Here is a 21,102-nt window from a genome sequence, read left to right as displayed (position 1 = left end):
CCCGCGATGGCGTACCGTCAGGCGGCGCTGACCTCGCCTTCGCCTGCCAGCTTGCGGTTGAGCTGGAAGCGCCAGCGCACGTAGAGCAGGGCCGAGCAGAACACCGCCAGGCTGGCGAGCATTTCCAGGACGCCGAACAGCTGGCGGTTCGGATCGTAGGCGGCCAGCGCGCCCTTGATGAAATACAGGTTCACCACAAAGCACATCCACGAATGCCCGCGCGCGCTGCCCACCAGCATGCCCGGCGCCATCAGCAGCAGCGGTACCAGTTCGATCAGCAGGATCACCCAGGGCCGGGCGCCGTGCAGGTCGGCGACGAACAGGTAGTAACCGCAGAGCAGGCCGACCAGGCCGAAAAAGCAGATCAGGCTCAGCACTCGGGTGATGCGTACGCGCGGCTCCAGCCATTCGATGGCCGGCAGGATCTTCGGCTTTTTAGCCACGGCTGCTCTCCAGTTGCAGGGCCGTCTTGGCCAGGCGCAGGCCCAGGGCGCGGCAGAGGGCGACCTCGTGCTCGTTCAGCGGGCTTTTGCCGTCGGCGCCGGCATGGTGGCTGGCCCCGTAAGGCGTGCCGCCGCCACGGGTTTCCAGCAGGGCCGATTCGCTGTAGGGCAGGCCGGTGATCAGCATGCCGTGGTGCAGCAGCGGCAGCATCATCGACAGCAGGGTGGTTTCCTGGCCGCCGTGCAGGCTGGCGGTGGAGGTGAACACCCCGGCCGGCTTGCCCACCAGGGCGCCGGTCAGCCACAGGTTGCTGGTGCCGTCGAGGAAATACTTCAGCGGCGCGGCCATGTTGCCGAAGCGCGTCGGGCTGCCCAAAGCCAGGCCGGAGCAGTGCTTCAGGTCATCGAGGCTGGCATACAGCGCGCCGTCTTCCGGGATGCTCGGGGCCACGGCCTCGCAGTCGGCGGATATCGCCGGCACGGTGCGCAGGCGCGCCTCCATGCCACCTTGTTCGATACCCCGGGCGATCTGCCGGGCCATCTCGGTGGTCGAGCCGTTGCGGCTGTAGTAGAGAACCAGGATGTACGGCGTACTCAAGGCAGGATCTCCAGTACGTTCTCTGGCGGCCGGCCGATGATGGCCTTGTCGCCGACTTCGAGAATCGGCCGTTCCATGAGTTTCGGGTGCGCGGCGATGGCGGCGATCAGCTGCGCTTCGCTCAGGCTGGCGTCGGCCAGGTTGAGGCTCTTGTACTCGTCTTCGCCGGTGCGCAGCAGCTGGCGGGCGCCGATCCCGAGCTTGCCCAGCAGGCTTTGCAGCTGGGCGGCATCGAGCGGGGTTTCCAGGTAGCGGACCACGGTCGGGGTCAGGCCACGGGCTTCCAGCAGTTCCAGCGCACCGCGGGATTTCGAGCAGCGCGGGTTGTGATAAAGCGTCAGATCGGTCATGGGCGGGTCGCATCTTGCGTAAGGTGGCGGCTATTCTACCTGTGCGACGGGCAGTCCTGAACCTTGCGAGGCGATGGGTCGCACGAGAAAGCGGGTTTGACTGTTTTTTTTTCAATACAAGGATCAAGGCATGGCAAGGCAACTGGCAGCGGCATTGGCGATCATCGGCACCTTGTTGCTGAGCGGCTGCGGTAACGATTACGGGGTCGATCAATATGGCCGGCAAGTCGCCGCCGAGCGCGTGGACAAGCAGTGGCTGGTGCTCAATTACTGGGCCGAATGGTGTGGGCCGTGCCGCACCGAGATCCCCGAACTCAATGCATTGGCCGAAGGGCTCAAGGGCCAGCCGGTGAGTGTGCTGGGGGTCAATTTCGATAACGTGCAGGGCGAAGAGCTGAAAAGCGCCAGTGAAAAACTGGGCATCAAGTTCACCGTGCTGGCGCAGAACCCGGCGGAGATTTTCGATTTGCCACGCAGCGAAGGGTTGCCGGTGACCTACATCATCGATGACCAGGGCAAGGTGCGTGAGCAACTGATGGGCGAGCAGACCGCGGCGGGCGTGATGGCGAAGCTGGAAGCCCTGCGTGGGCATTGATCCGTAGCCGCTGCCGCAGGCTGCGAACGGCTAGCAAGGCCGTTGCGATCTCGGGATCGCTGAAGGCCTGCGGACCTTATCGCAGCCTGCGGCAGCGGCTACAGGGGGCGGTCAGCCTTCCTCGAGCCACCAGCGCAACGGCTTGCCTTCGGCCGGCCAGAAGCGCACTTGTTCGATCGGGGAAATGTCCCAGCGCTGGACGGTTTCCAACGCCTGCAGGAAGCGTCGTTCCTGCTCCATCAGGGCGGGCGCGCACATCTTGCGGGTGCTGCCGACCTTGCCGAAGCTGAGCTTGTCGCCGTCCAGGGTGTAGGGGGCGAACCAATGGTTGCAGCCGCCGTTGCCGTAGGCGCGACCGTCTTCACCGAGGGTGATGGTCAGGTGGCTGTAGTCGATCAGCGGACGCTCGCCGATCCACTCCAGGATATAGCTGCGATCCTGCTGCAGTTTCACCGGCTCCGCCGCGCAACCCAGCAGGCCGGCGCCGAACGCGGCGGTCAACGCCAGGCGTTTCATTGGGCGGCTCGCTGGCATTTCGGGCAGAGGTGTTTTTCCCCTTCACTGATCCAGCCCAGCTCGGCGATCCGTGCGCTGGCCGCGGGTTTTTGCGCCTTGCTGCCCAGCTTGGCATCCACTGCGAACTCGAAGCTCAGCTCGGCCGCGCAGCTGTCGCAGTTGACCTGCCACTGATGGATCGCCAGCTCGCCGAATACCGGGCCGCGGGCCACGGCGACCCATTGGCCGACCGGGTTGATCAGGTGCCGCACGGTTTCCACCGTCAGGCGCATCGACAGGTCCTTGCTGCCCTTGAGGGTGACGATCAGCACGTCGTCGTTGCGGATGGAACCACCGTTGCCGGTGACCTGATAACGGCCGGGCACCAGGGCGCGGCATTCGATCAGGGTGTGTTGCGGGTTCATCAGGCTGTAGCGGAAATCGTGTTCGACCATGGGTCCTCCAAATCTGGCGCGTATGCTAGCACGCACCCTGATATCTCAGGTTGCAGGCAGATGACCTTCGCTTACCGCCGGTCCGTCGACTCAGCCTTCCACCTGGTTGCAGGGCGCGCCGGCGGCCCAGGCAGCGATGTTGTGCAAGGTGGTGTCGGCGATCGCCGCCAGGGCTTCGCGGGTGAGGAAGGCCTGGTGGGCGGTGACTATCACGTTGGGGAAGGTCAGCAGCCGCGCCAGCACGTCGTCCTGCAGCGGCAGGTCGGAGCGGTCCTCGAAGAACAGCTGCGCTTCTTCTTCATAGACATCCAGCCCCAGGTAGCCCAGTTGGCCGTTCTTCAGGGCTTCGATCAGCGCCGGGGTATCCACCAGGCCGCCGCGGCCGGTGTTGATCAGCATTGCCCCCGGTTGCATCCGGGCCAGGCTCTGGCGGTTGATCAGGTGTTTGCTGTCGGCGGTGAGCGGGCAGTGCAGACTGATGATCTGCGCCTGGGCCAGCAGCTCCGGCAGGCTCAGGTAACGCGCGCCCAGGGCCTCGACTTCTGGGTTGGGGAAGGGGTCGTGGGCCAGCAGCTGGCAGCCGAAACCGGCCATGATCCGGGCAAAGGTGGCGCCGATCTGCCCGGTGCCGACGATGCCGACGGTTTTTCCCACCAGGTCGAAACCGGTCAGGCCGTGCAGGCTGAAGTCGCCTTCGCGGGTGCGGTTATAGGCGCGGTGCAGGCGGCGGTTCAGCGCGAGGATCAGGGCCACGGCATGCTCGGCCACGGCATGGGGCGAGTAGGCCGGGACCCGCACCACGCTCAGGCCCAGGCGTTTGGCCGCGGCCAGGTCGACATGGTTGTAGCCGGCCGAGCGCAGCGCGATCAGGCGCGTGCCGCCGGCGGCCAGCTGTTCCAGCACCGGGGCGCTCAGGTCGTCGTTGATAAAGGCGCAGACCACTTCGTGGTGCTCCGCCAGGGCCGCGGTGTCCAGGCTCAGGCGCGCGGCCTGGAACTGTAGCTCGAGGCCCGGCGGCCGCTCGGCGCCGAGGAAGCTGTCGCGGTCATAGTTCTGGCTGCTGAAGAGAATCGTGCGCATGGCGTCGTCCTTGTGGGTGGTTGCCCCCAGCATGAACCTTCGGGGCAACCGGGTCGTTGCCCTGAGTCAGGCGTTGATGCGGGCCTCCGTGGCCAGGCGGTTGATCGCCCGTTCGAGTTCGTCGAGGGCGGCGAAGGCCTTGATGTCTTCCTGCTTGAGCAGGGTTTCGCTGCGCTGGCAGGCGGCGCGCAATTGCGGCACTCCGCAGTAGCGGGTCGCCCCGTGCAGGCGGTGGACCCGTTCGATCAGGGCATTGTGGTCGTTGGCGGCACGGGCGGCGCGAATCGCTTCGCGATCGGCCTCCAGCGAGGCCAGGAGCATCGCCAGCATGTCGGCGGCCAGATCCGCCTTGCCGGCGGCCAGGCGCAAACCTTCGTCGTGATCCAGCACTTGCAGCTCAAGGCCGTTGCCCGACGGTTCGCCTGTGCGTTCCGGGCCCTGGTTGCGCAGGGCCAGACCGGTCCACTTCAGCACCACCTGAGCCAGCTGCCGTTCGCTGATGGGCTTGGTCAGGTAGTCGTCCATGCCGCTTTGCAGCAGCGCGCGTTTTTCGTTGGCCATGGCGTGGGCGGTGAGGGCGATCACCGGCAGCGGCGTGCAGTTGCGCTCGCTTTCCCACTGGCGAATCGCCTCGGTGCTCTGGCGACCGTCCATGCCGGGCATCTGCACGTCCATCATCACCAGGTCGAAGGATTCGTTCTGCACTGCCTTGACCGCCGCGTAACCGCTGTCGACCGCGAGCACCTTGGCGCCCATGTCCTCGAGCAGGGTCTGCACCAGCAGCAGGTTGGCCGGGTTGTCATCGACACACAGCACCCGCGGCGGGCGACTGGCGATCGGTTCGCTCGGCTCGCTGCGCACCGCCTTGGGGTTGACCAGGTCGGCCAGGGCGCGCCGCAGTTTGCGCGTACAGGCCGGTTTGGCCTGCAACTGGCTGTGAGGGTTGGGCACCGACAGGTGGAACAGCGTCTGTTCGGTGGTCGGGCACAGCACCAGCACTTTGCAGCCCAGGTGTTCGAGGTCCCAGATGTGCTGGTTGAGGCGTTCCGGCGGCATGTCATTGGTGGTGATGCCGAGAACCGCCAGGTCGATCGCCTGTTCGGTCTGGTGCACCCCGGTCACCCCGTTGGTCAGGGCTTCCAGGGTATTGAACGGCGTGACTTCCAGGCCGCAATCCTCGAGTTGATGCTGCAGGGCCTGGCGCGCCAGCTCATGGTTCTCCAGCACCGCGACCCGCCTGCCGAGCAGCGGCGGGGCGGGCAGGTCTTCAGCGTCGTCGCGGGTTTTCGGCAGGCGCAGGCTGATCCAGAACTCCGAACCTTCACCGGGCGTACTGTCGACGCCGATCTCGCCGCCCATCTGTTCGATCAGGCGCTTGGAGATCACCAGCCCCAAACCGGTGCCGCCGGGTTGCCGCGACAGTGAGTTGTCGGCCTGGCTGAAGGCCTGGAACAGGGCGCGCACGTCCTGGTTCGACAGGCCGATGCCGGTGTCCTGAATGCTGATGCGCAGTTGCACGCTGTCTTCGTGTTCTTCTTCGAGCATGGCGCGGGCGACGATGGTGCCTTCGCGGGTGAACTTGATGGCGTTGCTCACCAGGTTGGTGAGGATCTGCTTGAGGCGCAGCGGGTCGCCCACCAGCGACAGCGGCGTATCGCGATACACCAGGCTGACCAGTTCCAGCTGCTTGGCGTGGGCAGCCGGGGCGAGGATGGTCAGGGTGTCCTGCAACAGATCGCGCAGGTTGAACGGAATGCTGTCGAGCACCAGCTTACCGGCTTCGATTTTCGAGAAGTCGAGAATTTCGTTGATGATCCCCAGCAGGCTGTCGGCGGATTTTTCGATGGTGCCCAGGTAATCCAGCTGGCGCGGGGTCAGCTCGCTTTTCTGCAACAGGTGGGTGAAGCCAAGGATGCCGTTGAGTGGTGTACGGATTTCGTGACTCATGTTGGCCAGGAATTCCGACTTGATCCGACTGGCCTCCAGGGCCTCCTTGCGCGCCAGGTCCAGCTCGATGTTCTGGATCTCGATGGTCTCCAGGTTTTGCCGGACATCCTCGGTGGCCTGGTCGATGCTGTGCTGCAGTTCTTCCTGGGCATTCTGCAGGGTGCCGGCCATGCGGTTGATGCCCGAGGCCAGTTCGTCCAGCTCCTGGCTGCCGAGCAAGGGCAGGCGGGTTTCCAGGTTGCCGTCCTTGAGTTGGGTGACGGCCTGTTTGATCTGGCTCAGCGGGTTGTTGATGGTGCGCCCCATGCGCAGCGCCAGCAGGCCGGTGCAGATCAGCCCGGCGGTAATCAGCATCAGGCTGGCGAACAGGCTGCGGTAGCCGCGCAGCAGCATGCTGTTGTGGGACAGTTCCAGCTCGACCCAGCCAAGCAGGCGGTCGGACTCGTCGGGAATCAGGTCGCCGGCCAGGTTGCGGTGGCGGCCGAACACCGGCAGCAGATAGCGGGTGGCGTCGCTGCCGGTGCGTTGCAACATCTGGCTGCCGTTACCGGTGGGCGCCTGGTTGAGCATGCTCGGGCCGGCATGGGCCAGAGGCGTGCGGTCGGGCGCAAGGAAGGTCACCGCGCGTACGTCCTGCTGTTCCAGGGACTGGGTGGCGATGCGTTCCAGCAGGGCGGTGTTCTGGTGGGCCAGGGCCGGTGCCACCAGAGGCGCCAGTTGCTCGGCGATCATTTCGCCGCGTTGCAGAAGCTGGGTTTGCAGGTCCGACTGCTGCATCCAGGTGAAATAACCGCCCAGCACCAACGCCATCAGGCTGGTTGGCAGCAAGGTCAGCAACAGCACGCGGCCTTTGATCCCCAGTTTCTTAAGCACGCAACTCTCCTGCTAACACGCCATTTTGAATGAACCCTGCGCACATCCGGTGCGCACCACCTGCGCAGTGTAGCCATTTGCTTTGCCGCAATCTTCGCAAAATTAACCGTCGAACCGCTCCGATGCCCCGGGCCAGCGAACGCCTTGTCGACCGGTGTCGGTTGCCCGGCCGCGGACAATCTTGAATAATCGCCCAACTGAGAATTACTTGCAGAAGCTAATGAATCCCGTATCTGTCGGCCATCCCCGGATCCTGAGCATCGAAGACGACCTGGTGCTCGGCGCCTATGTGCACGAGCAATTGGGCCGTTGTGGGTTTGATGTCACCTGGTGCCAGAACGGCCAGGAAGGGCTGACGATGGCCTGCCAGCAGCCTTTCGATGTGGTGCTGATGGACATCCTGCTGCCGGGCATGGACGGCCTGACGGTGCTCACGCATTTTCGCCAGAGCCATTCCACGCCGGTGCTGCTGATGTCGGCGCTGGGGGCCGAGGCCGATCGCATCAGCGGTTTCCGCCTGGGCGCCGACGACTACCTGCCCAAGCCCTTCAGCATGGCCGAGCTGCGGGTACGGATCGAAGCCATCCTGCGGCGCGTGGCCCTGGATCGCCGGCCGGCCCCGGCGCCGCTCAGGCAGGAAGCCCAGGGGCTGCGTTTCGACGACGAGCTGTGCGACGTGCATTACGGGCAACAGTGGGCCGGGCTGACCCGCAGCGAGTACCGCTTGCTGGAGACACTCAACCGCAACGGCGATGAGGTCCTGAGCAAACCCTTCCTTTATCAGCATGTGCTGCAGCGCGGCTACGCCCCCCATGATCGCAGCCTGGACATGCACATCAGCCAGATCCGCCGCAAACTCAAGGCGGTCGGTTATGTCGCGCGGGAAGTGCGCACGGTCTGGGGCAAGGGCTATGTGCTGAGTGCCGTCGATGAAATGGCCTGAGCTGCCCGGCAGGCATTCGCTGTTCTGGAAGCTGGCCTGTCTGTTGGTCGCCTTCTGCCTGCTGATGATCTGGCTGAGCTGGTCCTGGGGCCGCTACATGGAACAGAAGAACCTGTTCCTCTCCGATGAGGCCCGCGGCACGCTGACCGGTTACGCCGCCGAGGCCGAACAGGCCTGGAGCCAGGGACAGAGCGCCGGGGTCGATGCCTGGTTGCAGGGCATGGCCGGACGCGAGCGGCATTGGATCGGGGTCATCGGCCGCGACCTGCAGTCGCTGAGCAGTTATCCGCTGAGCGAAGCCGAGAGCCAGCACCTGACATTCCTGCGCGGCCTGGATTGGCCGGTCAGCCGTCATACCCGTGGTTTGCCCTGGCTGAAGATTCCGTTTCCCAACGACCCGTCCGCCGGCAGCCTGGTGATCGAGCTGCCCCAGCGCTTCATGCCCGGGCGCTACCGGGTATTCTGGCGGGTACTGACCAACGGGGTGATTCCCGGCCTGTTCACCCTGTTGCTGTGTGTCGGGCTGTATCGACTGTTGGTGGTGCCGCTGAACCAGTTGCGCGAACAGGCCAACGCCTGGCGCGCCGATCAACTGAATGCGCGGCTGTCGAGCCAGACCACCAGTCGCCAGGACGAGCTGGGCGAACTGGGCCGGGCGTTCGACCAGATGTCCGAGCGCCTGCAGGGCACCGTGGCCTTGCAACAGCAATTGCTGCGCGACCTTTCCCATGAATTGCGCACGCCCCTGAGTCGTCTGCGGGTGGCCTGCGACGGCGAGCAGAGCCTGCCGGCATTGCGCGAGCGGTTGGCGCGGGAAGTCGATGGCATGCAGCGGCTGGTGGACGACACCTTGCAACTGGCCTGGCTCGACACCGAGCGGGCACCGTTGGCCGAGGAAGACATCCAGATCCAGGCCCTGTGGGAAATGCTCACGGAAAACGCCTGCTTCGAAAGCGCCTGGTCCAGCGCGCAACTGCACTGCGCGCTGGATGCCTCGTGCTGGGTACGGGGCAACCTCAATACCCTGGCCCAGGCCCTGGAGAACATCCTACGCAATGCCATTCGTCATTCGCCCGCGGGCGGTCGTGTGCTGCTGGACGGCCAGCGCCAGGGCGAGCATTGGCTGCTGTGGCTGGAGGATGAAGGGCCTGGCGTGGCCGACGCCGATCTGCAGCGAATCTTCGATCCCTTTACCCGCCTCGACGGCTCGCGTCCGGGCAATGGCGGTTTTGGCCTGGGGTTGAGCATCGCGCGCAACGCCGTGCAGCGTCAGGGCGGTCAACTGTGGGCGGAAAATGCCGGGCGTGGCTTGCGCCTGAACATGCGTCTGCGGGCTGCCGTTAGGGTGCAAGCGCCTTCGAGCGAGGCTGATTCGCTGCCTTATATCGTTAAGCCATAAGACCCTCACTTTGCGTGATATGGCCTGCGAACGTTTGCCGGTATGATAGTCGCCCCCGCAGTCCGGATTGCGAATACGCCATGACCTTGCAGTACCCCACCATCGCCGATTGCGTCGGCAACACCCCGCTGGTCCGTTTGCAGCGCCTGCCTGGCGTCACCAGCAACACCCTGCTGCTCAAGCTCGAGGGCAATAACCCGGCGGGTTCGGTCAAGGACCGCCCGGCGCTGTCGATGATCACTCGCGCCGAGCTGCGTGGGCAGATTCACCCCGGCGATACGCTGATCGAGGCAACCTCGGGCAACACCGGGATTGCCCTGGCCATGGCTGCGGCGATCAAGGGCTACAAGATGATCCTGATCATGCCCGACAACTCCAGTGCCGAGCGCAAGGCGGCGATGACCGCCTATGGCGCCGAGCTGATCCTGGTCAGCCAGGAAGAGGGTATGGAAGGCGCGCGCGACCTGGCCGAGAAGATGCAGGCCGAAGGTCGCGGCAAGGTGCTCGACCAGTTCGCCAACCTGGATAACCCGGAAGCGCACTACACCGGCACCGGCCCGGAAATCTGGCGGCAGACCGAGGGCACCATCACCCATTTCGTCAGCTCCATGGGCACCACCGGCACCATCATGGGCACCTCGCGTTATCTGAAGGAACAGAACCCGAACGTGCAGATCATCGGCCTGCAACCGATGGAAGGCTCGGCCATCCCCGGCATTCGTCGCTGGCCGCAGGAATACCTGCCGAAGATCTACCAGGCCACTCGTGTCGATCGCATCGTCGACATGACGCAGAGCGAAGCCGAAGACGTGACCCGGCGCCTGGCCCGCGAAGAAGGCATCTTCTGCGGCGTGTCCTCGGGCGGTGCGGTGGCGGCGATGTTGCGCCTGTCCCGGGAAGTCGAAAACGCGGTGATTGTCGCGATCATCTGTGACCGTGGCGACCGTTACCTGTCGACCGGCATCTTCGATGCGCCCAACTGATGGCTAAGCCAGTCAGAGGCCTGCGCTTCCAGCCTTCGGGCGGGAGCCGGGCGGCGCAGATCCCCGTTGGAAAAAAACAGCGCCTGACCATCGAGCGCCTGGCCAACGACGGTCGTGGCATCGCCTTTCTGGAGGGGCGTACCTGGTTCGTTGTCGGTGCACTGGCGGGCGAAGAGGTCGAGGCGCGAGTGCTGGGCGCCCACGGCAAAGTGGTGGAAGCCCGTACCGAGCGGGTGTTCAGCGCCAGCGATCTGCGCCGGCCAGCGCCTTGCGCCCATGCCGGCCGTTGTGGCGGCTGCAGCGTGCAGCACCTGCCCCATGACGAACAGCTTGCCCTGAAACAGCGCATGCTCGCCGAGCAGCTGTCGCGGGTTGCCGGTGTCGAGCCAGAGGAGTGGGCGCCACCTTTGAGCGGTCCGGAGTTCGGCTACCGACGCCGGGCGCGGGTCGCGGTGCGCTGGGACGCCAAGGCGAAAAAACTCGAAGTGGGCTTTCGCGCCGCCGGCAGCCAGGACATAGTCGCCATCGACGAATGCCCGGTGCTGGTACAGCCCTTGCAACCGATCATGAGCCGCTTGCCGGCCATGCTGCAGCGCCTGAGCAAACCGCAGGCGCTGGGGCATGTGGAGTTGTTCAGCGGTTCGGCGATTGCTGTGCTGCTGCGCCATATGGCGCCGTTGTCCGCGGCCGACCTGGAGATTCTCCAGGCGTTCTGCGCGTTCCATGAGGCCCAGCTGTGGCTGCATGGCGAAGGCGAGCCGCAACCGGTGGACCCGGACCAGGCCCTGGGCTATCGCCTGGAGCCGTGGAATCTGCAGCTGGCTTATCGGCCGGGGGATTTTGTCCAGGTCAATGCCGGGGTCAACGAGGCGATGGTGGCCCAGGCCCTGGAGTGGCTGGCGCCACAGGCTGACGAGCGCGTGCTGGACCTGTTTTGCGGCCTGGGCAACTTTGCCCTGCCACTGGCGCAGAAGGTTCGTGAAGTGGTGGCGGTCGAAGGGGTGGCGACCATGGTCGCGCGTGCCGCGGAGAATGCCGCTAGCAACAATTTGCATAACACCCGGTTTTTTCAGGCCGATTTATCGCAGCCCCTGAGCGACGCCGAGTGGGCCCGCGAAGGCTTTTCTGCGGTACTCTTGGACCCACCTCGGGACGGGGCTTTCGAGGTGGTACGCAAGCTGGCGAGCCTGGGCGCCAAGCGCCTGGTTTATGTGTCATGCAACCCTGCCACTCTGGCGCGTGACACAGTCGAACTGGTCAGGCAGGGCTACCGGTTAAAACGTGCCGGGATCCTCGATATGTTTCCTCAGACGGCACATGTCGAGGCCATGGCGTTATTTGAAGCGAGCTAGGATGGCTCGTCTAATCCGTTGGCCCGTCAGGCAGCACTCGCCGGCCCAGCGAGGAAATACTGGCAGTGAAGGTCAGCGATTTGACGCATTGAATGTGCGTCGTAGGGAAGGTAAAGCAAGATGGTACAGGTGAGAGCGCACCAGCCGATCAACACCGACGGCAGTATCAATCTCGAGGCGTGGCTCGATCATGCGGTCAGCGTCGACATGGCACTGGACCGTGAAGCCTTGAAAGAAGCCTGCGAGTTCGCTCGTGAGGCAGAGCAACAACACATCGCCGCGAAGAATCTCAGTGGCGAAGACATGTCGAGTTTCAGCACCGGCCTCGAGATCGCGGAGATCCTTGCCGACCTCAAGCTGGATCAGGATTCGCTGGTGGCCGCGGTACTCTACCGTGGCGTCCGTGAAGGCCAGATCCCGCTGCCGGCCGTCAGCCAGCGCTTCGGCCCGGTGGTGGCCAAGCTGATCGACGGCGTGCTGCGCATGGCGGCGATCAGCGCCAGCCTCAGCCCCCGCCAATCCCTCGTGCTCGGCACCCAGGCCCAGGTGGAAAACCTGCGCAAGATGCTGGTGGCGATGGTCGATGACGTGCGTGTGGCACTGATCAAGCTGGCCGAGCGGACCTGCGCGATTCGCGCGGTGAAAAACGCCGACGACGAGAAGCGCAACCGGGTCGCCCGGGAAGTCTTCGACATCTACGCACCGCTGGCGCATCGCCTCGGTATCGGCCATATCAAGTGGGAGCTGGAGGACCTGTCCTTCCGTTACCTGGAGCCTGAGCAGTACAAGCAGATCGCCAAGTTGCTGCACGAGCGGCGCCTCGATCGTGAGCGCTTCATCTCCGATGTGATGAACCAGCTGCAGAACGAACTGCAGGCCACCGGCGTCGACGCCGACATCAGCGGCCGGGCCAAACACATCTATTCGATCTGGCGCAAAATGCAGCGCAAGGGCCTGGAGTTCAGCCAGATCTACGACGTGCGCGCGGTGCGCGTGCTGGTCCCGGAAATGCGCGACTGCTACACCGCGCTGGGGATCGTCCACACCCTGTGGCGGCACATTCCGAAAGAGTTCGACGACTACATCGCCAACCCCAAGGAGAACGGTTACCGCTCGCTGCACACGGCGGTCATCGGCCCTGAGGGCAAGGTGCTGGAAGTGCAGATCCGTACCCACGCGATGCACGAAGAGGCTGAGCTGGGGGTCTGCGCCCACTGGCGCTACAAGGGCACCGACGTCAAGTCCGGCTCCAACCACTACGAAGAGAAAATCTCCTGGCTGCGCCAGGTGCTCGAGTGGCACGAGGAACTGGGGGATATCGGTGGCCTGGCCGAGCAACTGCGGGTGGATATCGAGCCGGACCGGGTGTACATCTTCACCCCCGACGGCCATGCGATCGACTTGCCGAAAGGCGCGACGCCGCTGGACTTCGCCTACCGCGTGCACACCGAGATCGGCCACAACTGCCGGGGCGCGAAGATCAACGGGCGCATCGTGCCGCTCAACTACAGCCTGCAGACCGGCGAGCAGGTCGAGATCATCACCAGCAAGCACGGCACGCCGAGCCGCGACTGGCTGAACCCGAACCTGGGGTATGTCACCACCTCGCGGGCACGGGCGAAGATCGTCCACTGGTTCAAGCTGCAGGCGCGCGATCAGAACGTGGCGGCGGGCAAGACCCTGCTCGAGCGCGAACTCAATCGCCTCGACCTGCCGCAGGTGGATTTCGACAAGCTGGCCGACAAGGCCAACATGAAAACCGCCGAGGACATGTTCGCCGCCCTGGGCGCGGGCGACCTGCGCCTGGCGCAACTGGTCAACCTGGCGCAGCAGTTGGTGGAGCCGGAACGCGGCAACGAACAGCTGGAGCTGATCCCGCGCAAGGCCACCGGCTACAAGCCGGGCAAGCGCGGCGACATCCAGATCCAGGGCGTCGGCAACTTGCTGACCCAGATGGCCGGTTGCTGCCAGCCGCTGCCGGGGGATGCGATCGTCGGTTACATCACCCAGGGTCGTGGGGTGAGCATTCACCGCCAGGACTGCGCCTCGGTGCTGCAACTGGCCGGCCGCGAGCCGGAGCGGATCATCCAGGTCAGCTGGGGTCCGGTGCCGGTGCAGACCTACCCGGTGGACATCATCATTCGCGCCTACGACCGTTCCGGCCTGTTGCGTGACGTGTCCCAGGTACTGCTCAACGAGCGGATCAACGTGCTGGCGGTCAACACCCGCTCGAACAAGGAGGACAACACTGCGCTGATGTCCCTGACCATCGAGATTCCGGGGCTGGACGCGTTGGGGCGGTTGCTGGGGCGTATTTCCCAGTTGCCGAACATCATCGAGACCCGCCGTAACCGTACCCCTTGAAGATGGCCCGACACTGCGGGAGCAAGCCAGCTTGCTCCCGCAGGGGGCGCTAACGAGAGTTGCCGATGTACAGCCTTGAAGACCTGTTGCACCTGATGGCGCGGCTGCGGGATCCGCAGTACGGCTGCCCTTGGGATATCAAGCAGAGCTACGCCACCATTGTCCCCCACACCCTGGAAGAAGCCTACGAAGTGGCCGATGCCATCGAACGGGGCGACTTCGAGCACTTGCAGGGCGAGCTGGGCGATCTGCTGTTCCAGGTGGTGTATTACAGCCAGCTGGCACGGGAGGAGGGGCGTTTCGAGTTCGACGGCGTGGTCGACAGCATCACCCGCAAGCTGATCCGTCGCCATCCCCATGTATTCCCTACCGGGGACCTGTACGCGCCGCTGGATACGCCACGGCTGGATGAAGAACAAGTCAAGCAGCGCTGGGAAGAGATCAAGGCCGAGGAGCGCGCTGAGAAATCGGCAGAGCCTTTGCAGTTGTCCTTGCTCGACGATGTGCCCGCGGCGCTGCCGGCCCTGTCCCGTTCGGCCAAGTTGCAAAAGCGCGCGGCCCAGGTCGGTTTTGACTGGCCGGACGCCTTGCCGGTGGTGGACAAGATCCGCGAAGAGCTCGATGAAGTGCTCGAAGCCATGTCCGAGAATGACCCGCAGGCGATCGCCGACGAGGTGGGCGACCTGCTGTTCGCCGTGGTCAACCTGGCCCGGCATCTGAAGGTCGATCCGGAAACCACCTTGCGTGGCGCCAATGCCAAGTTCGAGCGGCGCTTTCGATTTATCGAGCAGGCATTGCGCGATACCCGCCGACCCATGGAAGATTGCACCCTCGAAGAGTTGGACGCCTTGTGGGGCGAAGCCAAACGTCAGGAAAAGAATTTGCCCAGCTGTGGCTGAGGCTGTTGCCTAAGTGAGTGAGCACCAATGAGCCTTTCCCTTCGCGACCAGTTGCTCAAAGCAGGGCTGGTCAACCAAAAGCAGGCCAAGCAGGTCAGCAAAGAGAAACAGAAGCAGCAACGCCTGGTCCATAAGGGCCAGGTCGAGGCGGACGATACCCAGGCGCGCCTGGCCCAGGAGGCGCAAGCCGAGAAGGTCAAGCGTGACCAGGAACTCAACCGCCAGCAGCAGGAGAAGGCCGAGCAGAAGGCCCGTGCCGCGCAGATCAAGCAACTGATCGAAGTGTCGCGCCTGCCAAAGCTGACCACCGAGGACTACTACAACTTCGTCGACGACAAGAAGGTCAAGCGCCTGTCGGTGAACACCCTGATGCGCAACAAGCTGAGCAGCGGCTCGCTGGCCATCGTGCACCATGCCGGCGGTTATGAAGTCATCCCGCGTGAAGCCGCGCTGAAGATCCAGGAGCGCGATCCACGGCGCATCGTTCAGCTCAACACGCCGACCGAGGCGCCGGACGAGGACGATCCGTACGCGGCCTACCAGATCCCTGACGATCTGATGTGGTAAACCCGCAGAAACAACAAACCCCGCCATGAGCGGGGTTTGTTGTTTCTGAAGCGGCTACCGATGCGTGGCGGCAGCCGCGGCAGTCAGTGTGAGGTCAGGAGCTTTGCGGTGCGCGGTTCTGCTCCAGCTTCTCCAGTTCGGCCTTGTAATTATGGGCATCGCTCTCGGAATGAAACATTCCCACCAGCAAGTCTTGTTGATGCACGTCCCAGATCCGTACACCTGCGGCTACGCCTTCATGGGACATGTGTGAATCGTCGCGTTCAGTTACTTTTACAGTCATCTGCTAGCTCCAATCTCTATTGATCTGCAGCAAGGCGTGTGCAGGACTCCGTTATATATTTTGTTAGCTGGCTAAGTAAATTGCTTTCAAATGCAACAATCTTTTGCAGATTTCGAAACAGTCCCGCAGGCCGCGGAAACTGTGGCATTCGGTCGCAGGGGCCGGAGTTTCATGACAAAAGTTTCATGTTGGGCGGCTGTTGTGCCGGGCATTTTTGCTCGGCGAGCGAGCCTGTCGGGTCGCCAGGAGGGCTGTGCTTGAGCGGCCAAATAGAAACACCAGGCGAAAAAAAGCCCCGCATCGGCGGGGCTTTTTCATTGTCGTGCGGCTTAGCTGCCTTTGACGGTCTTGCCGTTGACGGTGCCGTTCAGGAGCATGATGTTGTACTCCTTGCCGTCGGTTTCGACCTGTTGCAGGCGAACCAGCAGGTAATCCCAGTCCTTGGCGAACCACATGACGGTGATGCGTTTGCTTTGTGTCGGGTCGCGCACGCGCTCGACCTTGATCGCGTCGATCTGGCCGGCCTTGGTGTCGACTTTTTCCGAGCCCAGGACACGGAAGTCGTAGGTGTCGACTTCGCCATCATCGACAACCTGATAGCTCATGCTTTTCTTGCCGGCGGCCACATCGTGCTGCAAGGCGAGCTGGTAGGTGGATTTGTCAACCATGCCGCGATTGAGCGGGATCTTGACCGCATCGCCGCGATCGGTGCCGGTGACCATCTTGGCGTTCCAGTCAAAGTCCAGGTCGGCCTTCTTGGCTTTGCCCAGGCCGCCGCGCTCGAAGTGATAGGACTGCGGCAGCAGGGTGTCCTTGTCGAGCGTCAGGGTGCTTTCTTCAGTCAGGCTGGCGATCATCATCGAAGCCTTGAAGCTCAGCTTCCAGGTGCCGTCGCCTTTCTTTTCCAGGCTGCGTTCGGCGGTACCGCTCATCGGCAGCTGTTTCCAGTCGGCGGTATAGCTGGCGGAGAAGGGTTGAAGGTCTGCAGCCTGCGCGAAAGGCAGGGCGAGCAGAGCACAAGCGAAGAGCAGGGCGCGACGCATAAAATCTCCTAATTACGAATCAAGTGGCCACTGGCGGCCAGTAACTGACCATCCAGTAAAGCACCCTGTTCGCCGAGTGTGAGTCGACCTTCGGCAAACCAGCGTACGGCCATCGGGTAAATCCGGTGTTCCTGGACATGGACCCGCTGCGCCAGGCTTTGCGGCGAGTCGTGCAACTCTACCGGGATCACTGCCTGTACGACCAGTGGTCCGCCATCGAGTTCCTCTGTCACAAAGTGCACGCTGCAGCCGTGCTCGGTGTCTCCGGCCTCCAGCGCTCGCTGATGAGTGTGTAACCCTTTGTATTTGGGTAGCAGCGAAGGATGGATATTGAGCAGGCGACCCTGATAGTGCCGAACGAAATCCGCGCTGAGAATGCGCATGAATCCGGCAAGCACCACGAGCTTGGGCTGGAAGGCGTCGATCAGTTCGATCAGTGCGGCATCGAAGGCCTCGCGGCCTTCGAATGCTTTGTGATCGAGGGCGCGGGTATCGATACCCGCGTCCTGGGCGCGTTGCAGGCCATAGGCATCGGCGCGATTGGAAATCACCGCGCGGATGCGTACCGGGCTGTCGTCGGCCCGGGTACTGTCGATCAGGGCCTGCAAGTTGCTGCCGGTACCGGACAACAGCACCACTACATCACAGGTGGCTGGCATCGGCTCTTGCATCAATGTGCCTTGAGGTTTTTCAGCTCGACCTGGGCAGCGCCTTCGGCGGCGCTAGCGATCTGACCAATGACCCAAGGCTGTTCGCCGGCTTCGCGCAGGACGTTCAGGGCGCTTTCAACGTGCTCCTGAGCCACGCAGATCACCATGCCCACGCCGCAGTTCAGCACGCGGTGCATTTCGTGTTCTTCGACATTGCCCTTCTCTTGCAGCCAGTCGAATACCGCCGGACGCTGCCAGCTGGCCACGTCGACCACGGCCTGGGCGCCTTTGGGCAGAACGCGTGGGATGTTGTCCAGCAGGCCGCCGCCAGTGATGTGGGCCATGGCTTTGACTGCGCCAGTGTCCTTGATCAGCTTGAGCAGTGGCTTGACGTAGATGCGGGTCGGGGCCATCAGCAGTTCGGTCAACGGCTTGCCGTCGAGCTGGACGGTTTCGATGTCGGCGCCGGAGACTTCGATGATCTTGCGGATCAGCGAGTAGCCGTTGGAGTGCGGACCGGAAGACGGCAGGGCCAGCAGGGCGTCGCCGGTGGCAACCTTGGAGCCGTCGATGATTTCGGCTTTTTCCACCACGCCGACGCAGAAGCCGGCCAGGTCGTAGTCTTCGCCTTCGTACATGCCTGGCATTTCAGCGGTTTCACCGCCAACCAGGGAGCAGCCAGCCAGTTCGCAGCCGGCACCGATGCCGGTAACCACGGTGGCGGCGACGTCGACGTTCAGTTTGCCGGTGGCGTAGTAGTCGAGGAAGAACAGCGGCTCGGCACCGCAGACCACCAGGTCGTTGACGCACATGGCGACCAGGTCCTGGCCGATGCTGTCATGCTTGTTCAGGTTCAGTGCCAGGCGCAGCTTGGTGCCCACGCCGTCGGTGCCGGAGACCAGTACCGGCTGCTTGTAGCCGGCCGGGATTTCGCAGAGGGCGCCGAAACCGCCCAGGCCGCCCATGACTTCCGGGCGCGCAGTGCGCTTGGCGACGCTCTTGATGCGTTCGACCAATGCTTCACCGGCGTCGATGTCTACACCGGCGTCTTTGTAGCTCAGGGAGGGTTGCTTGCTCATGATCCAGGCCTTTAGGGGGGATTCAGGGGGTATCGACCGAGTCCAGGGAGGCCATTGAAACAGTCGCGGCGGCAATGCCACGCAATCATTTCAGCGACCCCGGCTGTTGCCGGTCTGCGAAGGCGCGCGATTTTATCAGGCTTGAGGTGTAGCGGCCATCCTCGGGCCGACGGGCAGGGCATATCCGCTTAAAAAAACTGCAATTGCGTGTGTCGATCGCGTCGCTCAGGACTGTATAAGGTATAGCCTTGTACTCGCTGTCGTTATGACAGCACGAAAACTTCCATCGATCGGGTGAATGTTTGCCCGGGCTTTGTGGTCACAGCCTGGGTCAATCCTGTTCATGCGGTCCGTTCCAGCCGCCTTTTGTCGTCGGGAATCCTCCATGCGTTTGTGCAAATTTCTTTTTATGGGCTGTTTGTCATTGGTCAGCCTGGCGAGTCATGCCGAAACCCTCAATAACCTGTATCAGGTCCGCGAACCGGTCAGCAGCCAGTCCCCTGGCGAGCGCGATCAGGCCACCCAGCGGGCCCTGGAAACCCTGGTGCTGCGCCTGACCGGCGATAGCAAGGCCTTGCAGAGCCCGGGGCTGGCGGCGATCCGCAAGGACCCGCAGCAGATCATCAGCCAGTACGGCTACGACGCCGGTCCTCCCGAGAGCCTGCAGGTCGACTTCGATCCGGCCAGCACCGATCGGGCGTTGCGCCAGGCTGGCCTGTCGCTGTGGGGCAGTAATCGCCCATCGATTCTCGGCTGGTGGCTGACCGACTCCAGTGAAGGTTCCAGCCTGGTCGGCGATGGCCAGGCCAGTGCCACGCCGTTGCGCCGTGCAGCCCTGCATCGCGGCTTGCCGCTGCGTTTGCCGCTGGCTGACCTGAACGAACAGATCGTCGCCACGGCGCCGAATCTCGAAGGTTCCGATTCGGCGCCATTGCGTGCTGCGTCGGAGCGTTACGGCGCGGACGCCCTGCTGGCGGTGCATGCCAGTGAAGAGGGCGGTCAGTGGCAGGCCAAATGGCGCCTGTGGATGGGGGACCAGAAGGAGCAGGGCAGTGTCCAGGGCGCCGATGTGCCGGCCTTGGCCGATGCCGTGCTATTGGCGGTCAACCAGCGCCTGGCGCCGCGGTTCGTGGTCAAGCCGGGCGCATCCAGCGAGCAGTTGCTGGAAGTGCAGGGCATGAATCTGGAGCGGTATGCGGCGTTGGGGCGTTTGCTCGAACCCTTCGGTGGGCGTTTGCAGAGCGTCGATGGCGATCGCTCGGTGTACCGGGTCAGCGGCAGTGCCGAGCAATTGCGCGCGCAGCTGAGCCTGGCTCGGTTGCAGGAGGTCCCGGCGGGCGCTGCGCCTGTCCAGCCGGTTGTCGAAGGCGCGACACCAGCGCCCGCGCCTGCACCGGCCGCGCAACTGCATTTTCGTTGGTAGGTTTTCTTTCTTTATATAGAAGCAATGGAGTGGTTCATGGCTGATACGCGTCGATGGGTCTGGTTGGGTGGGTTGGTCCTGCTCGGTGGTTTTGTGTACCTGTTGCATCCGATCCTGACGCCGTTCCTGGTGGCCTTGCTGTTGGCCTATCTGTTCGATCCGCTGGTGGACCGCCTGGAAAAGCTCGGCTTGTCGCGCACCTGGGGCGTGGTGGCGGTATTTGCCCTGTTCACCCTGATCGTCATGGCGTTGTTGTTGGTGTTGGTGCCTATGCTCGCCAAGCAGCTGCTGCGCCTGTACGAGCTGGCGCCGCAGATGCTCGACTGGTTGCAGCATACGGCGATGCCCTGGGCGCAGTCCAAGTTGGGCTTGTCCGACGGTTTCTGGAAGTTCGATAAGGTCAAGGCGGCGATCAGCGAACACATGGGGCAGACCACCGATATCGTCGGCGTGGTCCTGAGCCAGGCAACGGCCTCCAGCCTGGCGTTGATCGGCTGGCTGGCCAACCTGGTGCTGATTCCGGTGGTCAGCTTTTACCTGCTGCGCGACTGGGACCTGATGATGGCGAAGATCCGCAGCCTGTTGCCTCGTGATCGCGAGGAGCGGGTGGTGGCGCTGGCCGGGGAATGCCATGAGGTGCTGGGGGCGTTCGTCCGTGGTCAGCTGCTGGTGATGGTCGCTCTGGGAATGATCTATGCCGCCGGCTTGATGCTGGTCGGGCTTGAGCTGGGCCTGTTGATCGGCCTGATTGCCGGTCTGGCGGCGATTGTGCCGTACATGGGCTTTGTCATCGGCATCGGCGCAGCGCTGATTGCCGGATTGTTCCAGTTCGGCGGCGACCTGTACCCGATGATCGGCATCGTGGCGGTGTTTATGGTTGGCCAGGCCCTGGAGGGCATGGTGCTGACCCCCTTGCTGGTGGGGGATCGGATCGGCCTGCACCCGGTGGCGGTGATCTTCGCGATTCTCGCGGGGGGCGAGTTGTTCGGTTTCACCGGCATCCTGCTGGCCTTGCCGGTGGCGGCGGTGATCATGGTGCTGGTGCGCCATGTGCACGACTTGTACAAGGATTCGGACATCTATAGCGGTGTAGAGGAGTCCGAGCAGTAACGCCTACTGTTGATGCTTTAGGGGCGCCCGTGTTTCAGGCGGGCGCCTTTGAGAGCCTTTACAGCTGTCACATCCACCGTCAAAGAACCCCCCGTGATTTCATCAGGCTAACGCAAACCTTTGATTTTGCTTGTGGTCTGTTGCATTGTGCGCCCGGCGTCACGGGTATAA

21 protein-coding genes are annotated in these 21,102 nt (G+C 63.5%); 10 read left to right on the top strand and 11 right to left on the bottom strand.

Features of this window, described 5'->3' with window-relative positions:
* Positions 1-17 precede the first annotated feature (17 nt).
* The 3 genes from PVZ78_RS27285 to arsC are packed head-to-tail and all read right to left on the bottom strand — an operon-like array spanning position 18 to position 1,391.
* On the bottom strand, positions 18-443 hold the full coding sequence (locus PVZ78_RS27285) for a DUF2069 domain-containing protein (protein ID WP_009050286.1): 426 nt from the start codon (positions 441-443) through the stop codon (positions 18-20).
* Positions 436-1,041 carry an NAD(P)H:quinone oxidoreductase gene (gene wrbA / locus PVZ78_RS27280; RefSeq protein ID WP_009050285.1) on the bottom strand — a complete coding sequence of 202 codons (606 nt, stop codon included), beginning with the start codon at positions 1,039-1,041 and terminating at the stop codon, positions 436-438. Before wrbA ends, PVZ78_RS27285 begins: the two co-directional genes overlap by 8 nt.
* Positions 1,038-1,391: an arsenate reductase (glutaredoxin) gene (gene arsC / locus PVZ78_RS27275; protein WP_009050284.1), complete on the bottom strand. Its 354-nt coding sequence runs from the start codon at positions 1,389-1,391 to the stop codon at positions 1,038-1,040. The genes wrbA and arsC overlap by 4 nt, the downstream gene beginning before the upstream one ends.
* 130 nt (positions 1,392-1,521) lie before the next feature.
* On the opposite strand from arsC, the gene PVZ78_RS27270 reads away from it, so the two are divergent.
* Positions 1,522-1,986 (top strand): TlpA disulfide reductase family protein, encoded by a 465-nt coding sequence (locus PVZ78_RS27270; protein WP_009050283.1) that lies wholly within the window; start codon positions 1,522-1,524, stop codon positions 1,984-1,986.
* 111 nt (positions 1,987-2,097) lie between these two features.
* Here the strand turns inward: PVZ78_RS27270 and PVZ78_RS27265 are convergent, their stop codons facing one another.
* From PVZ78_RS27265 to PVZ78_RS27250, 4 genes are all read right to left on the bottom strand, one after another.
* On the bottom strand, positions 2,098-2,502 hold the full coding sequence (locus tag PVZ78_RS27265; protein ID WP_023966598.1) for an META domain-containing protein: 405 nt from the start codon (positions 2,500-2,502) through the stop codon (positions 2,098-2,100).
* On the bottom strand, positions 2,499-2,936 hold the full coding sequence (locus PVZ78_RS27260) for a hypothetical protein (protein WP_009050281.1): 438 nt from the start codon (positions 2,934-2,936) through the stop codon (positions 2,499-2,501). The genes PVZ78_RS27265 and PVZ78_RS27260 overlap by 4 nt, the downstream gene beginning before the upstream one ends.
* A gap of 90 nt (positions 2,937-3,026) precedes the next feature.
* Positions 3,027-4,016, bottom strand: coding sequence for a 2-hydroxyacid dehydrogenase (locus PVZ78_RS27255; RefSeq protein WP_081360107.1), 990 nt, complete (start codon positions 4,014-4,016; stop codon positions 3,027-3,029).
* A gap of 66 nt (positions 4,017-4,082) precedes the next feature.
* The gene (locus PVZ78_RS27250) at positions 4,083-6,836 is read right to left on the bottom strand and encodes a response regulator (RefSeq protein WP_009050279.1); all 2,754 of its coding nucleotides are present in this window, start codon (positions 6,834-6,836) and stop codon (positions 4,083-4,085) included.
* A 220-nt stretch (positions 6,837-7,056) separates the two neighbouring features.
* Between PVZ78_RS27250 and PVZ78_RS27245 the strand changes: the two genes are divergently transcribed.
* The 7 genes from PVZ78_RS27245 to PVZ78_RS27215 all read left to right on the top strand — a co-directional run bounded on the left by PVZ78_RS27245 (position 7,057) and on the right by PVZ78_RS27215 (position 15,343).
* The gene (locus PVZ78_RS27245; RefSeq protein ID WP_081360108.1) at positions 7,057-7,779 is read left to right on the top strand and encodes a response regulator transcription factor; all 723 of its coding nucleotides are present in this window, start codon (positions 7,057-7,059) and stop codon (positions 7,777-7,779) included.
* Positions 7,766-9,178: a sensor histidine kinase gene (locus tag PVZ78_RS27240; protein ID WP_041989042.1), complete on the top strand. Its 1,413-nt coding sequence runs from the start codon at positions 7,766-7,768 to the stop codon at positions 9,176-9,178. The genes PVZ78_RS27245 and PVZ78_RS27240 overlap by 14 nt, the downstream gene beginning before the upstream one ends.
* Positions 9,179-9,258: 80 nt before the next feature.
* A complete protein-coding gene (gene cysM / locus PVZ78_RS27235; RefSeq protein WP_009050276.1) occupies positions 9,259-10,161 on the top strand; it encodes a cysteine synthase CysM in 903 nt (300 codons plus the stop codon).
* Entirely contained in the window at positions 10,161-11,513 is a 1,353-nt protein-coding gene (gene rlmD, locus PVZ78_RS27230; protein ID WP_028683150.1) for a 23S rRNA (uracil(1939)-C(5))-methyltransferase RlmD, read from the top strand. Before cysM ends, rlmD begins: the two co-directional genes overlap by 1 nt.
* A gap of 120 nt (positions 11,514-11,633) precedes the next feature.
* The gene (gene relA / locus PVZ78_RS27225; protein WP_009050274.1) at positions 11,634-13,877 is read left to right on the top strand and encodes a GTP diphosphokinase; all 2,244 of its coding nucleotides are present in this window, start codon (positions 11,634-11,636) and stop codon (positions 13,875-13,877) included.
* A gap of 65 nt (positions 13,878-13,942) precedes the next feature.
* Positions 13,943-14,776: a nucleoside triphosphate pyrophosphohydrolase gene (gene mazG, locus PVZ78_RS27220; RefSeq protein WP_009050273.1), complete on the top strand. Its 834-nt coding sequence runs from the start codon at positions 13,943-13,945 to the stop codon at positions 14,774-14,776.
* Positions 14,777-14,803: 27 nt separating this feature from the next.
* Complete coding sequence (locus tag PVZ78_RS27215) at positions 14,804-15,343, top strand: DUF2058 domain-containing protein (protein ID WP_007927770.1); 540 nt, start codon at positions 14,804-14,806, stop codon at positions 15,341-15,343.
* Between the two features lie 94 nt (positions 15,344-15,437).
* On the opposite strand, the gene PVZ78_RS27210 is transcribed toward PVZ78_RS27215, so the two are convergent.
* The 4 genes from PVZ78_RS27210 to purM form a co-directional block, all read right to left on the bottom strand.
* Positions 15,438-15,626, bottom strand: coding sequence for a hypothetical protein (locus PVZ78_RS27210; protein ID WP_016702508.1), 189 nt, complete (start codon positions 15,624-15,626; stop codon positions 15,438-15,440).
* A 329-nt stretch (positions 15,627-15,955) separates the two neighbouring features.
* Positions 15,956-16,669, bottom strand: coding sequence for a DUF3108 domain-containing protein (locus tag PVZ78_RS27205; protein ID WP_007927772.1), 714 nt, complete (start codon positions 16,667-16,669; stop codon positions 15,956-15,958).
* 8 nt (positions 16,670-16,677) lie between these two features.
* Entirely contained in the window at positions 16,678-17,328 is a 651-nt protein-coding gene (purN, locus tag PVZ78_RS27200; protein ID WP_009050271.1) for a phosphoribosylglycinamide formyltransferase, read from the bottom strand.
* Between the two features lie 11 nt (positions 17,329-17,339).
* A complete protein-coding gene (gene purM, locus PVZ78_RS27195) occupies positions 17,340-18,398 on the bottom strand; it encodes a phosphoribosylformylglycinamidine cyclo-ligase (protein ID WP_009050270.1) in 1,059 nt (352 codons plus the stop codon).
* A gap of 385 nt (positions 18,399-18,783) precedes the next feature.
* Here purM and PVZ78_RS27190 point away from each other — a divergent pair, with 385 nt between their 5' ends.
* Complete coding sequence (locus tag PVZ78_RS27190; protein WP_273829579.1) at positions 18,784-19,821, top strand: DUF2066 domain-containing protein; 1,038 nt, start codon at positions 18,784-18,786, stop codon at positions 19,819-19,821.
* A 36-nt stretch (positions 19,822-19,857) separates the two neighbouring features.
* On the top strand, positions 19,858-20,931 hold the full coding sequence (locus PVZ78_RS27185) for an AI-2E family transporter (RefSeq protein ID WP_009050268.1): 1,074 nt from the start codon (positions 19,858-19,860) through the stop codon (positions 20,929-20,931).
* Positions 20,932-21,102: the final 171 nt, after the last annotated feature.

This window comes from Pseudomonas sp. SBT1-2 (assembly GCF_028640875.1).
GTDB classification, from domain to species: domain Bacteria; phylum Pseudomonadota; class Gammaproteobacteria; order Pseudomonadales; family Pseudomonadaceae; genus Aquipseudomonas; species Aquipseudomonas chlororaphis_I.
Note: the sequence above shows the minus strand (reverse complement) of the source record. Positions and strands in the feature narration are given on the sequence as shown.